The organism is Ignavibacteriota bacterium, from assembly GCA_019637995.1.
Lineage (GTDB): Bacteria > Bacteroidota > Ignavibacteria > Kapaibacteriales > UBA2268 > JANJTB01.
Map to the genome: position 1 here is coordinate 513,533 of JAHBUQ010000002.1, position 14,053 is coordinate 527,585.

A 14,053-nucleotide genomic window follows, 5' to 3' on the forward strand; every position below is an offset into this window, starting at 1 on the left:
TATATTTTAAAAATAGTTTTTGTAAATAATTTAAAAATTTCCAATTTATTAGATTACATTATGGAAAAATTGTATTATTCTATCAGCGAAGTCAGTAAATTAGTTGACGAAGAGCAACATATTCTCCGCTATTGGGAGAAAGAATTCAGCGAAATCAAGCCTCGAAAAAATCGTGCAGGAAATCGCGTGTATTCAATTAGGGATTTATCTGTTATCAAGTTTGTTAAAAAAATGCTCAGAGATGATAAAATATCTTTAAAAGAAGCAAAAAATCGTATTAAAGATATTAAGCCCGATGATTTTGATGCCCTTATGTTAGCTGATGAAAGCCAGTCTGAAGTCAATGTTTCATTTGAAAAACATGCTACCGACATTTTAGCTTTTGAGCAACAAGAACTTAGCGAATTAAAGAACCTTTTAATAGACTTTAAAAAGTTTCTCAGCGTCTCTTAAAAAATCAATGGTTATTACTTTTTAAATGATGGAGAAAAATATATGTTAACTAAGCAGAATATTTTGCTGATATTGATTTCACTAATTTTGCCACTAAACATATTATTGTCTCAAAATTTCAATTATGAAGTGCGTGTGATAGGCAATCATGAAGATGAAGTTTTGGGTGTTTTTGTTAACGAAGCTGACTCGCAGGTTGCAACCTGCAGCCTAGATGAAATTATAAAAATATGGTCTCTTCCTGATGGTAAAGAGATTTGCAAACTGCAGGGACATTTGGGACAGGTCAATAATTTGTCATTTTCAGGCAATGACAAGATGATTGCAAGCGGCTCAAGCGATATGACAGTCAGAATATGGGATATTGAGAAATGTTCTCAGGTTAAAGTACTGTCAGGTCATACCGACCAGGTCATAGGTGTTTATTACAGTCAGGATGATGCTTCTACATTTGTTGCCAGCACCAGTTTTGATAAAACTGTTAAACTATGGGATGTCAGTCTTGGCAGTGAAATCAAGACACTAAGAGGACACACATTGCCCACTAATAATGTTGCTTACAGCTATGACGGCGAATTTATTGCTTCTTGCAGCGACGACAAAACAATCCGTATATGGTCCACAGATCTCAATACATCCTCAGCTCTTCAAATATTGAATGGGCACGAAGCACCGGTACTTTCAGTTCTTTTTAGTTTCGACAATAAATACCTTGCTTCTTGTGACCAGGCAGGCGAAATTATTATTTGGTCAATGCCACACGGACAAATGATGAGGAAAATCAAGGCACATAATGAGCTTATTCAGGATGTATCCTTCGCAGGTGATAATAAGACTCTTGTGAGTGCAAGTCTTGATAAATCTGTTAAACTTTGGGATGTTACTAACGGCATTAACCTCTTTAGCATGGACTTCGATACTGAAATATGGTCAGTTGATTTGACTACGGACTTGAAAAATATTATATTAGGTTGCGCTGACGGAACTGTCAGGCTAATGACAAGCAAAACCGATGGGAAAAAAGGTACAATGAAAAAGTCCGATGCAAAGAAAAAAGGAGGTAAAAAATAATGAATAAGAAAATTATAAATCTTTTAATGTTAGTATTGGTTATTTTTATATCATTCAGCCCTCTTTCGGCTCAGCTTACAAGTACAGTGATTTCCATCACTGGACATGTAAAAGATGAAATTACAAAAGAAGGACTCAAAGCAGATATAAAAATCTTTGACAATACCGGAAAAAGAATAAATTCAACTAAAAGCAATGCACACGAAGACGGTTATTATTTCCTAACTACTCTCAAACCGGGACTTACATACTCTGTTGAAATTTTTGCAGAAAATTATTTAAAAGAATATTATACTGTGTCACTTCCAAATACAGACAAGTACATTGAGGTTTCAAGGGACTTTACGTTAAAGCCGATGCAAAGGAATGCCAAAATTCCACTAACTGTATCACCTTTTGAATACAATAAATCAAAGCTCCGTTTCGGTTCTGCTGTTGCTCTTGAAAAGCTTGCAAATACATTCAAAAATAATCCAAATGTAAAGTTTACAATTGTTTCATATCCCGACACTGATGCAAACCCTCAGGAAAATAAAGAATTGACAAATAAGCGTGCAGATGCTTTACAGGATTATTTCATAGTTCAAGGCATTGAACCTTCAAGAATTTCAATAAAGGAATCCGAAAGTACTGACCCAAACATACCGCCTCCTACTGAGAAAAGAGCAAAAGGGAAAAAATATATAGGTTCGACATATATCATAATAAATGATTTTTAATTTATTTTTAAATTTGGGGTATAGGTAATTTTTATTTCTTCATACTGTTTCCTGTACCCCAACTACTTTATTCCCAATCAATATTCTCCTGTAACTATCCTGACTTTTTAATATTTGTTGATACATCAGGTATTTGTTATTTTTCTGCTGTTATATAAAATCGAAAATTAATTGAAAATATCTTTATAATCTTGCATTATAGTTTCCTCAGACCATTTTTTAATTGCAAAATTATATTTTGACAGACGATTATCATAATTATATTTAAAATTGCTTAAATATTCCTTGATATTTGAAATGAAATATTCAATCTTCTCAGATGGATTATAAACCAGATTTACAAACTTTCTAATGTCGGGTTCAGATTCTACAATTTCAGATGATACAATCAAATCAATTCCGCAGGCAATTCCTTCCTGCACTACAAGAGGAAATCCTTCTCCGTAACTTGGCAATATAAGCACATCGGCAGCAGAATAAAGCTCGGATATTCCACTACCCTTTCTGTCTGACAATACGTGTATGTTTGGAAGTTTCCAATCTTTCGGATTGATTGCTCCATGTCCTGCCATTATAAATGTACAATCAGGGAAGTTCTCAGCAACAATTTTAATGATTTCAAGCCCTTTCTTCTCAGTAAATCTCCCAACAAAAAGAAAAGTAAATTCTGAAAGATTTAATTTTTGTCTTAATTCTATCCTTGAGCTTTCGTCCACTGGTTTGAAAATACTAATATCAAGTGGATTTGGTATATGCACGAAGTGTTCATTTCTGCTGCATATTTCCGAAAAGTATTGCATTACACTTTTGCTAATAAATATTGCACTATCGCATCTTGAAATAACAAACTTACCTAATGTCTTATTAATTAAAGTAAGCACCTGCCTCAGCACTTTATTTCTATATGGTATAAAGCCAATATGCTGAGTAAGAATAACCTTTTTCTTCATCATTTTTGCTAAGAAAAATGCCATCAAATTGGAATGATATATAAAATCATGAATATGTACAACATCCGTTTTTTTTAGGACACCCCATAATTTCAACTTTTCCAATGGCGAAATTATCGGATACGGGAATGGAAGTATTTTTTCAATAATATTAGTCGAATTAAGAGGCTTGTAATCAAAAAAATATTCATTTTCAGGTGGCTTGTCACAATCAGCTGCACACCATGCAATTTGGAAGTTCCCGCTTTCAGCGAGTATTTTGGCAGTATTATATGCCGCAATTTCCACACCTCCCCGATGTGCCGGATAGAAATGGGTAACAAGGATGACTTTGGTCATTTTCTTACTTGCAATTTAAGATAGCTATAGAAAAATGCCGAAAATATGATTTGAAATCCGAACACCATAAAAGTAAATGAGAATATTGCAATACGCATTGTTACGGTAACTCCCCACTCGAAAAAAGTGCCTTCCTGCCAAATATAAACAAGATAGCCTCCACCGGAGATACCAAGAAGTATCAGCAGTATACCTGTTTTTATAAGAGTTTCGAGTGAAATTTTGTCAAGCAAGCCTTCAATCTTGGAGCTTCCCAAAAGTAATCTCTCATGCACAGCAAAAGATTTAGTAAAAACAGCAAAAAATACTGCCTGAAATCCAATCAAAAGTGCTCCTACTGCAAAAATAATTGAGTGTATATCAAGAGTCTGCCTGGGGTTGGGAAGTGACCATGCAGTCACGCCAAAACCAATCAGCATAAGCATCAATCCGGGATATAGGAATAACCATCTCGGCGAATACAAAAGCAAAAATCGCAAATGCCTCCAGCCATCCCCCCATGTATTGAGATGAGATTTCCCGCTTCTTCCGTCGGGATAGAGTTTGACAGGCACTTCTGATACTGTACATTTATTAAGTGTAGCTTTAACAATCATCTCACTTGCAAATTCCATTCCTGTTGTCTGAAGTTCGAGACTATCAAATGCTTTTCGGGAAAATCCACGCAGACCGCAATGAAAATCACCAATTTTACTTTTGAAAAATGATTTGCCTATAAATGTCAGAATTGGATTTCCAAGGTATTTGTGGAGAAATGGCATTGCATTGCTTGCAATTTTTTGTTTGAAACGATTTCCAATAACAAAATCGCAACCCAGTCTTAATTTTTCTACAAATGGCATTAAGGATAAAAAGTCGTAACTATCATCAGAGTCTGCCATAATTATATATTTACCTCGAGCAGCATTTATACCACCCATCAAAGCAGAGCCGTAGCCTTTGTTTTTTACATTGACAACACGGGCTCCTGCGTTGGCAGCAAGCAGGGCAGACCTATCTGTCGAGCCGTTATCTGCAATAATCACTTCGCCATTTATACCACATTCATTCATAAAAGTACGTGCTTTCCAAACACAAATATGAACAGTCTCTTCCTCGTTGAGACAAGGCATAACAATTGACAATTCGACATCCTGAAGCTCATTAATCAGGACTTCGGAATTTAAACTGTTGGGCGATATTTCTTCTTTTGTGATTATCAAATTTATTTTGCAATGATAAATGATGCTGTTCTTATGCTCGAACCGGATTCCAAATAGCAGACATAATAGCCTGTACTAAGTGAATCTGCAATGAAATTAAATTCATGCTCACCTTTTTTTAAAATACCTTGATGTAATACTTGTACTTCTTTTCCGGATAAATCACGAATAATGAGTTTCAAATCAGAATCATCTTTAAGTTTGAATCTTACTTCGGTTTTGCCTTTTGCAGGATTAGGGTGAATTCTTATATAATCAGGTGTTCCTTTTTCTTTTGTTGAAGGTCTGCCACGTAGCATAACACCATTGTTCTTACTTAATTTATCATGAATAATTCCATTAGACTCATGATAACTGAAATCCAAAATTAAAATTGAATCATTTGCATTATCGGAAAACAGGAAATCATCACCAATCTCATTTAAGGATTGATTGAAAATTTTGATATTTCTCATTTCGCCTGCAAACATACCGCCGTACTTTTCATTCTCCAGCAAAACGTTACTTCTTCCTCCAATCAATAAGGGTTCTTTGTCAAAAACTAAACTGAAGCCGGTCTGATTACTCTTTTGTTCCTTACCGTCAAGAATCAGTCTTATATTTATGCTGTCAGCAGAAACAATAAGTGAGTACCATGTATTGTTTTCTATAGAGCCTTTTGGGCTATAGGCATAGACCTGTTTACGATTACGATTGCTTGCAACAGCAGAAATATTTTTTGCTGACTCATCATAAAATATTGCTATACCTTCATTGAAGTGTATCTCAGGATTTTTCTTAAACAGAAGGAATTGACTTGTTTTGTTCATACCGGATTTCAGCGATCCTGAATCAAGAACCTTAAAATCCATCATTATTGTCATTGATTTAGAATTGATACTGACATCGCTTGGTACAAGTATGAGGTCATCAATTCCATCAAAATAAAATGATGAATTCATCCCTGCATTTATTTCATTTGAAATTGTGGCAGCACTAATAGTCAATATCATTGTTAATACTAAAATTATTCTTTTCATTTCAAAAATAAATATTGTTATCAAAATTATTAAAACTTACACATTACAAATCTAACAATTTTATATGAATTTTCATTATATATTGTGTAGAAAAAAATCAATATGTCAATTTTCACTTACAAAACAATTATTTTACAAGTAATTATGACTCATTTATAGGAAAATATTTGATTTTAATTTTTTCCAGCCTTGATTTTTGTCTTTTAACGACAATGAATACATAATTCCCAAACTTAATTTCTGTATTTATTTCAGGAATAATTTCAGTTTCGTTAATAATTAATCCGCCAAGAGATTCATAATCGTCGCTGGCAGGCAGGGGCTGTGGTAAAATCTCGTTCAAATCTCTTATAGGTGCGGTAGCATCCGCAAGAAATTCGTTATCTCCAATAAATTCAAGTAATTTATTTACTTCATCGTGTTCATCATGAATTTCTCCAACAATTTCTTCTAAAATATCTTCCATCGTAATTATGCCTGAAGTGCCACCGAACTCGTCAAGAACAACTGCCATTTGAATTTTATTCTTTTGGAAATCTCTTAGTATTTCATCAATATAATCTTCTTCCTTTACAAATGAAACTTGTCTGAGAATATCTTTAATATTAATTAATTCTTTATTTATCAGCAAATTGACTAAGTCTTTAGCATGAAGAATTCCTGTTACATTATCAAGTGTTTCAGAAAACACAGGATATCTCGAATATCCTTCTCCTGTTATTGTATCGAGTATTTCATTTTCGCTCCAGTCATCACCGAGAGCTATAATATTTTTTCTTGGTGTCATAATTTGCCTTGCAACAGTATCTTTGAACTCGAAAATATTATCAATCAGAATACTTTCGTTAAGTTCAAGATTGCCGGCTTTAGTACTTTCTTCAATAATTACACGAATTTCTTCTTCAGAATTGTGATCGGAGTTTGTTTGTGTATTTTCAAAAAAAACACCAAAAATAATGTCATAAAGTTTGACTATTAATCTGACAGGGTAACATATAAAATGTATTATTTGTATAGGTATCACCGACCAAAGAGCAATTATATACTGAACTTTGCCTGAAACATATCTCGGAAGAATGTTATTTGAAAACAGCATAAAGGGATAAACTACCAGAATTATAAAAATTATAAGAAAAATATTGGCATTAAAATTTCCCCAAAAATCATTAATATCGAAATTGAATACTTCGATTGCGATAAGCTTGCCTGTAATATATCCTGTCAACAAATATACAATTATCAAAATTAAGCCAAAAGTTACTTTGTAACTTTTTATATTCTGTGAAATTTTGATAGCTGATTTATTAAGTAAACTTTTTGATTCAATCTGGTGTTCGTCACAATATGCTTTAAATTTCGTGAGTGCTCTCCTTGACAGAGCTACTTTTAAGTTAATCAATATTAACAAAACTAAATATATACCAATTTCGGTACTTATATCCATTAAAATATATTTCCGGTTTTTAAAACAAATTTCATATCAAAATGATAAGAAAAATATGTGCCGAAAAAATTGTAAATAGTAGCGATTTCTACTTTATTTAAATTAATTTTTGTTGATAAATCAATTTCAGCTTGATTCAGTTCAACAAGTTTTGCTAATACAATAGAATTCATCTTGAAATATTTAACATTTTCACCGGAATTTTCATATTCTACACTACCACTGTCAACTTGAATTGGATATATTAAACCATCCCGAATAGCTACACTGTTGATATTAAGTTCAAATCCCATAATTTCTGAAAATCGGCAAAAAAACCAAATAACAATACTGTAAGGATTTTCATGAAGTTCATTCAGATATTCAATGCAGTCGCTGAGAAGCGAGTAAAGTTCAGGATTGGGATGTTTCTGAAGCTGAGTTAATGATATTGTTTCAATAATCACGAATCCGGCAGTCAGATGCTCAGAACTATTATAAATTCGCAGCCATTTTCTGGCAAGTTCAGATTTTGAAAGAAGGTATAATTCCTGATTGGGCTTCATATAGAATGTTGCACTTGCGCAAGATAGTGGTTCAAGCGAGCTTCCAAACTTACTCTTTGGCATTCGGGCTCCCTTGGCAATGAGAGATATTTTTCCGTAATCAGCTGAGTACAAACTAAGTATTTTACTGCTTTCGCTGTATTTTCTTGAGTTTAGAACGATTCCTTCGCTTGTAACAATCATTTGTCAATTTAAATTTAAATCAATATTTATTCTAATGCAAAAATACGAAATATATGTAGAAAGATTATCATTTTAAAAAATCAATTATATAATCTTCCTTTTATAATATTTATCTGCTAAAAAATCAATAATGGTAAATATTCCAATTAAGAAAATCATAAATGAAAATTCCATGGAATATCCGGCAAATTCTTCTAAAATGTTGCTAAAATGTGTCGAATTAATATTTGAAGTATAGACCGCATCATCAAATAAAATAATCAGTATTGCCGGTATCGCCAAAATTGTTAGAATTAACCCAAATAAAAATTTTTTTGGAATAAGTGGCTCGAATGTTTTTGAACGATTCAAAACCAGTACCCGACTGATAATACTTTCGGTAAAACCTTCAGGTAATTCTTCCTTTGAACTTATTTTAATAGCTTTTGTTAATGCATCATCAAATTTCGTTTTCATAATCTTTCTTCCATTTCACTTTTAAATTCATTCATCAGAATTTTTTTAAGTTTCAGTCTTGCCCTGTGTAAAATAACTTTTGCATTTGTATAAGTAACTTCAAACAGTTTTGCAATCTCTTCAACTTTTAGGTCATCATAATAATATAATCGTAATATAATCGCTTCATTATCATTTAAACGTTCAATTGCGGATTCAATTATTTTTTGAATTAATTCACTATCATAATGATCAAATTCATCATCAGGTATTTCTTCAATAGCAGGATCTTCGTCAATTGATATAAATTCAGGTTTGCTTTTTCTGATTATTGACAGAGATTTATTAAGTACTATTTTATAGAACCATGTACTGAATTTTGTTGAAAAATTATACTTTTGTATATTTTGGTACGCTAATATGAATGACTCCTGTACTGCATCCTGGGCATCATCTCGATTTTTCAAAATTCTAAGCGCAATACTCATTGCCATTTGTTTATAATTATCAATCAGAAACCTAAAAGCATTAAGGTCGCCATTCTGAACATTTCTTATATGAATATTTATATTGTTATCGCTCATATATAGTAATATGCAACATAATTAAAAAGGTTACAAAATATTTATTTGTAACCAAAAAAAATATCAAGCATATAATCAAATAAATCAGTTTACAAATATTTTTGGAGAATAAAATGCATTTAGTAGAAATTTTAGTTCCGTTCTTTTTCTTTGCTTTTACATTCGGTAGTATTTTTATATATGTTACGTCGAATCATCGCGAGAAAATGGCTTTAATTGAGCGTGGAGTTGATACAGAAAAATTCTATAACAGGAAAGATAAGAATACGTATTTGAGGTTTGGATTCTTGTTGTTTGGGGGTGGATTTGGGTTTATAATCGGTATGTTAATAGCACCATATTTCAGCCAGGATGAAGAAGGTATAATTTTATCCTCTACTTTACTTTTTAGTGGAGCCTTCATTATACTCAGCTATGTTTTTGAAATGAAATATTTGAAAAAATCAAATGCAAGCAAGGAAATTGATGTGAATCATAAGATATTTACAGAAGATTAAAATTATTTTATTTAAAACAGGGTTGCCACAAATTCTTGCAAATCAACATTTTTGAGACAACCCTGTTTTGATAAATTTATTGATGTTACTAAATCACAGTTTCATCAAATATTAATACTTGATTATAAATTTGACTGGTGAAGGCTAAGAGTGACTTTCTCAGCAGGTTAATGGTTTATTTTACAGCCTTAAAAATAGAATTTTATCTTCCACCATATTTTCTTTCAAATTCTTCATATTTATCCATCGTGCCCTTATCTTTTATTAAAATACCAAGTATAGTATCCTCTTCGTTAAATACAGGTTTTTGATTATCAGATAATAAGAAATCAGACATATCATCATCATCATTTTTCTTTTTCTTTCTTCCACGCTTTTTAGGAACAACAGGCGGAGCAAATTCTTTGAGCCATTCCTTTTTGTTAGAAATGAAATATTTCTTGGCTTCTTCGTATTCGTTTGGAATTAATCCATCTAAAATTGCCTCTTCAATTCTGGTTTTAATAAGCCCTACAGTTTTGGAAGGCTCAATTTTACAAATTTCCATAATTTCCTCACCCCTTACAGGCGACTGAAATTCTCTGAGCTTATCTTTTTCCTGAACCGTTTGAACTTTCTTAAAGACTTTTTCGTAGTTATTTTTATATTTTTCCGATAAATCCGGATTTTTTGTAGTAATATCTGCTCTTACCAATGTAAATAAATCATCCAGATGTTCGCCTGCATGAAATGCAAGTCTTCTTACAGCCGAGTCACTAATGCCTTCATCAACCAGAGCCATTGGTCTTTGATGTAATCTGATAAGCTTTTCGACATAATCGAGGTGCTCAAGGGGGAATTTCATACGTCTGAAAATTTTTCCCATCCATCTTGCTCCGAGTTCTTCATGCCCATGAAAAGACCAGCCAACACCCTCGGTAAACCTTTTGGTGCGAGGCTTGGCAATATCGTGAACAAGTGCAGCGAATCTAAGCCACTTATTATTTGTTACTTGAGCAATATTATCAACTACTTTTAAAGAGTGGTGAAAAACATCTTTATGACCATAGGATTTATCCCCCTCCTGCTTGATTTCAACACCACCAAGCTGCTGAAGTTCAGGAAATATATTTCTGATAATTCCACTATCGTAAAGTATTGATAATCCAACCGAAGGCTTTGGGCTTTCAATAATTTTCAAAAATTCTTCTGAAATTCTTTCCTGAGAAATAATTTTTATTCTGTCTGCAAGTTTTTCCATTTGCAGAAAAGCAAGTGGGGCAATATCAAAATCAAGTTGTGAAGAAAATCTCGCAGCACGCATCATTCGCAATGGGTCTTCGCTGAATGTAACTCCCGGATCAAGCGGAGTTCTTAAAATTTTGAGGTCAAGGTCTTCTTTCCCACCAAATAAATCAGTTAATTCGCCAAAAGTAAGCTTATTTAGCGATACAGCCATAGCATTTATTGTGAAATCCCGTCTTCTGAGATCATCGTGAAGAGTTCCTTCAGCAACAATCGGATTTCTGGAATTAGGAAGATAAATTTCTTTTCTTGTTCCAACAAATTCAACCTGATATTGACCAATTGGAACCATTGCAGTACGAAATCTTTCGTAAACAACAGATTTTGAATTGAATTTATCAGCAACCAGTTTTGCAAATTTTAGGGAATCACCAACAACTGTAATATCAATGTCTTTTCTTGGTAAATCTAAAAAATAATCCCGAACATAGCCTCCAACGGCATAAATTTCAAATCCATTGGCATCAGCTAATTCACCAAGCTGGTATAACAACTTTTCATTAATTTCAACTCTGTCAGGTGATTCTGTAAGTTGAGTAAATACCTGAACTGTCTTTCTTATTCTTTTTCTCTTAGGCGGGTCTTGAATATTATTCACTTTAATTATTCTGCTATTGGAACATCACTAACTTTTCTATAACCTATGAATCCTTTTTCCTTTCGTTCGATAACTTTAAGAGAGGATAACACTATTTCCTTATATGTAAGACCATATTTTTCAAGTAATTCTTCCGGTTCACCACTGCCACCGAAAGTGTCTCTCATTCCCAATAATTCAATCGGGCTTGGATAATTTTTCACAACTACTTCAGCAACCGCACCGCCAAGACCACCATGAACCTGATGTTCTTCAGCTGTAACAATCGCTTTGCACTGCATTGCGGCATCTGTAATAGTTTCGAGATCAATTGGCTTGATAGTATGATTATTTATAACTCTTGCTTCAATACCATGCTTTGAAGAAAGTTCTTCAGCTGCTAAAAGCGCCTGCCAGACCAAATGTCCGCAAGCAACAATCGCAAGGTCATTGCCTTCACGCAGGATATTTGCTTTTCCGATTTCAAAAGTGCTGTTTTCATCTGTAAACGCAGGCACTGCAGGTCTTCCGAAACGAATAAACGCAGGTCCAGGTTTTTCGATCACGGCAATAGTCGCCTTTCTTGTTTCTTCGTAGTCCGCAGGAACAACAACTGTCATATTAGGCAGTGCCCTTAGAAAAGCAATTTCTTCGAGCGACTGATGTGTTGCACCGTCTGGACCGACCGTAACGCCTGAATGACCACCACCGATTTTAACATTGACATCATTGTATGCAACTGAAACTCTGAGCATGTCGGCATTTCTAAAAGCCGAAAAAGCGCTGTAACTGGAGAATACGGCAATCTTGCCCGACAGAGCAAGTCCTGCTGCTACTGTAGTTGCGTTTTGCTCAGCTACTCCAACTGAGATAAATCTTTCGGGGAATTTTTCCTGAAAGTATGATGTGAGGACTGAACCTGTTACATCAGCACCTATTACAACTAAATTGGAATGTTTTTCTCCCATTTCTACAAGTGCTTTGCCAAATCCGGCTCGGGTAGGTTTAAGTCCGCTATGTTCTAAATTTTTCATTATTTAATTTTTACTGCTTTTAATAATCTTATTAATATCAATTATTTTGAGGTAATTATGAAGCATTTCGTCATCTCTGTTGAAACCGCTAAGCCTTACCATAAGTACAAATCTTTTTTCAATAAGTACTTCAATATGTCCGTAGGCTCTTTGGTCAAGCCAGTAGAAAAACCCTTTGGCATTTGGAAGCTCCACTGAATATGCAGGGGCATCCAGATCTGTAGGAACCATCTCATAAATTTTGGAATTCAATACGGAGTTCCCTTTCCCGTAATCGAATAAATCAAAAATAATCACTCTGCCTTTATCATCTTTGAACTGCCTTTTTGCAAATACTGTTATCGTTGTATCATTTTCAATGGTCTTACCGGTATTTGAAGGCAACTGATTAAATCCGGTCAATTTATCCGGCAAAAAGGTGAGCAGAACTTCTTTTGTAAGATTTTTTTCTTTTGAAACCTGCTCAATAATCTCTGCTTTCTTTGTCTGAGTCTCTTGCCTTTCTAAATATTCAACTTCTTTTAATTTTCGCAAGGAATCAATATTATCAGATTTTATAGCGGTATGATCCTGCACCTCAGAAATAATTTCTATCGGCTCATCAATTTTACTATCCTGACAAGAAATGACAAAAAGTGAGAAAAGAAATAAGATGATTTTTGATATTTTGAGACGAAAAGCCATCAAACAAGTTCCTCTAAAGCTTTGATTGCCTGTTCAGCATTTGGTGGATTACCATGCCATTTATAATTATCATTCATAAACGAAACACCCTTACCCATTATTGTTTTAGCAATGATACAAGTTGGTTTTCCGATTTTATTTTTATGATTTTCTTTAAACTTATCAAAAGCATAAATGATTTCAGGAATGCTGTTGCCATCAATTTCGATAACATCAAAGTTAAATGCCTCAAATTTTGATTTAAGCGGGTATATGCTCATTACATCTTTAACTCTGCCATCAATTTGACAATCATTATTATCAACAATCCAGCAAAAATTATCAATAGCAAGTGAACCGGCTGACATAGCTGTTTCCCAGCAAATGCCTTCCTGAAGTTCACCGTCACCGGTAATGGAATAAACTTCACACTCATTTTTATCAATAATTTTATCGCTGACAGCCATTCCCAATGCTATTGAAATTCCTTGTCCAAGCGAGCCTGATGAAGTTTCAACACCAGGAAGTTTGACATCAAGTCCGGGATGTCCCTGAAGCCTTGAACCAAATTTTCTGAGAGTTTTGAGCTCATTGGCAGGAAAATATCCGGCTCTTGCCAAGACTGAGTACAATACAGGCGCCATGTGACCGGAGCTGAGTACAAATCTGTCGCGTTTGGATAATTTGGGATTTTTCGGGTCGTATTTCATTATTCCACCAAAGAACAAAACAGCCATCAAATCAGTTATTCCGAGCGGTCCGCCACTATGACCGGATTTCGCCAAAACTAAGCTCTTGATAATGTCTTTGCGGATTTCTAATGTGATTTCCTTATATTCCTCGGGTATTCTTCTTCGGTTGTCGAATGTCCTTTCGGAAAACTCTACATTCAATTCCATATTCTTGTTTCTTTTAAAAAGATAGTCATTTTCAAAAATTCAAAAATACGATTTTTATTTTAATTTTCATTGATTTTTTATAATTTATTTATTTTTAATGACATAAGAAATTAATATTTTAAATTGGAATTTGTATGATTATGCGAATTTTTACA

General features: G+C 33.7%; 15 protein-coding genes. 4 read left to right on the forward strand and 11 right to left on the reverse strand.

The genetic code is table 11. The annotated features are described in order from the left end of the window. Nucleotides 1-60: 60 nt before the first annotated feature. Genes KF896_08140 through KF896_08150 form a run of 3 tightly spaced genes read left to right on the forward strand, consistent with a single transcriptional unit; the run spans nt 61 to nt 2,243 of the window. A complete protein-coding gene (locus KF896_08140) occupies nt 61-453 on the forward strand; it encodes a MerR family transcriptional regulator (protein ID MBX3043672.1) in 393 nt (130 codons plus the stop codon). Between the two features lie 42 nt (nt 454-495). Next, on the forward strand, nt 496-1,524 hold the full coding sequence (locus KF896_08145; protein MBX3043673.1) for a WD40 repeat domain-containing protein: 1,029 nt from the start codon (nt 496-498) through the stop codon (nt 1,522-1,524). Further along, nucleotides 1,524-2,243, forward strand: coding sequence for an OmpA family protein (locus KF896_08150; protein ID MBX3043674.1), 720 nt, complete (start codon nt 1,524-1,526; stop codon nt 2,241-2,243). The genes KF896_08145 and KF896_08150 overlap by 1 nt, the downstream gene beginning before the upstream one ends. A 167-nt stretch (nt 2,244-2,410) precedes the next feature. On the opposite strand, the gene KF896_08155 is transcribed toward KF896_08150, so the two are convergent. The 7 genes from KF896_08155 to KF896_08185 all read right to left on the reverse strand — a co-directional run bounded on the left by KF896_08155 (nt 2,411) and on the right by KF896_08185 (nt 8,944). Next, nucleotides 2,411-3,532, reverse strand: a complete 1,122-nt coding sequence (locus KF896_08155) for a glycosyltransferase family 4 protein (protein ID MBX3043675.1) — start codon at nt 3,530-3,532, stop codon at nt 2,411-2,413. Continuing rightward, nucleotides 3,529-4,644 (reverse strand): glycosyltransferase family 2 protein, encoded by a 1,116-nt coding sequence (locus KF896_08160; protein ID MBX3043676.1) that lies wholly within the window; start codon nt 4,642-4,644, stop codon nt 3,529-3,531. Before KF896_08160 ends, KF896_08155 begins: the two co-directional genes overlap by 4 nt. Before the next feature lie 92 nt (nt 4,645-4,736). Beyond that, nucleotides 4,737-5,753, reverse strand: coding sequence for a T9SS type A sorting domain-containing protein (locus KF896_08165; protein MBX3043677.1), 1,017 nt, complete (start codon nt 5,751-5,753; stop codon nt 4,737-4,739). Nucleotides 5,754-5,895: 142 nt separating this feature from the next. Then, nucleotides 5,896-7,197: an HlyC/CorC family transporter gene (locus KF896_08170; GenBank protein MBX3043678.1), complete on the reverse strand. Its 1,302-nt coding sequence runs from the start codon at nt 7,195-7,197 to the stop codon at nt 5,896-5,898. Further along, complete coding sequence (recO, locus tag KF896_08175; protein ID MBX3043679.1) at nt 7,197-7,925, reverse strand: DNA repair protein RecO; 729 nt, start codon at nt 7,923-7,925, stop codon at nt 7,197-7,199. The genes KF896_08170 and recO overlap by 1 nt, the downstream gene beginning before the upstream one ends. Nucleotides 7,926-8,009: 84 nt before the next feature. Beyond that, entirely contained in the window at nt 8,010-8,381 is a 372-nt protein-coding gene (locus KF896_08180) for a hypothetical protein (protein ID MBX3043680.1), read from the reverse strand. Further along, a complete protein-coding gene (locus tag KF896_08185) occupies nt 8,378-8,944 on the reverse strand; it encodes a sigma-70 family RNA polymerase sigma factor (GenBank protein ID MBX3043681.1) in 567 nt (188 codons plus the stop codon). Before KF896_08185 ends, KF896_08180 begins: the two co-directional genes overlap by 4 nt. Nucleotides 8,945-9,057: 113 nt before the next feature. Between KF896_08185 and KF896_08190 the strand changes: the two genes are divergently transcribed. Continuing rightward, the gene (locus KF896_08190; protein ID MBX3043682.1) at nt 9,058-9,441 is read left to right on the forward strand and encodes a hypothetical protein; all 384 of its coding nucleotides are present in this window, start codon (nt 9,058-9,060) and stop codon (nt 9,439-9,441) included. Nucleotides 9,442-9,643: 202 nt separating this feature from the next. Here KF896_08190 and KF896_08195 read toward each other — a convergent pair whose 3' ends face one another. From KF896_08195 to KF896_08210, 4 genes are all read right to left on the reverse strand, one after another. Next, a complete protein-coding gene (locus tag KF896_08195; GenBank protein MBX3043683.1) occupies nt 9,644-11,230 on the reverse strand; it encodes an HD domain-containing protein in 1,587 nt (528 codons plus the stop codon). Nucleotides 11,231-11,328: 98 nt separating this feature from the next. Beyond that, nucleotides 11,329-12,336 carry a transketolase family protein gene (locus KF896_08200; GenBank protein ID MBX3043684.1) on the reverse strand — a complete coding sequence of 336 codons (1,008 nt, stop codon included), beginning with the start codon at nt 12,334-12,336 and terminating at the stop codon, nt 11,329-11,331. Nucleotides 12,337-12,339: 3 nt separating this feature from the next. After that, a complete protein-coding gene (locus KF896_08205; protein MBX3043685.1) occupies nt 12,340-13,020 on the reverse strand; it encodes a hypothetical protein in 681 nt (226 codons plus the stop codon). Then, nucleotides 13,020-13,898: a transketolase gene (locus tag KF896_08210; protein ID MBX3043686.1), complete on the reverse strand. Its 879-nt coding sequence runs from the start codon at nt 13,896-13,898 to the stop codon at nt 13,020-13,022. The genes KF896_08205 and KF896_08210 overlap by 1 nt, the downstream gene beginning before the upstream one ends. Between the last annotated feature and the right edge of the window lie 155 nt (nt 13,899-14,053).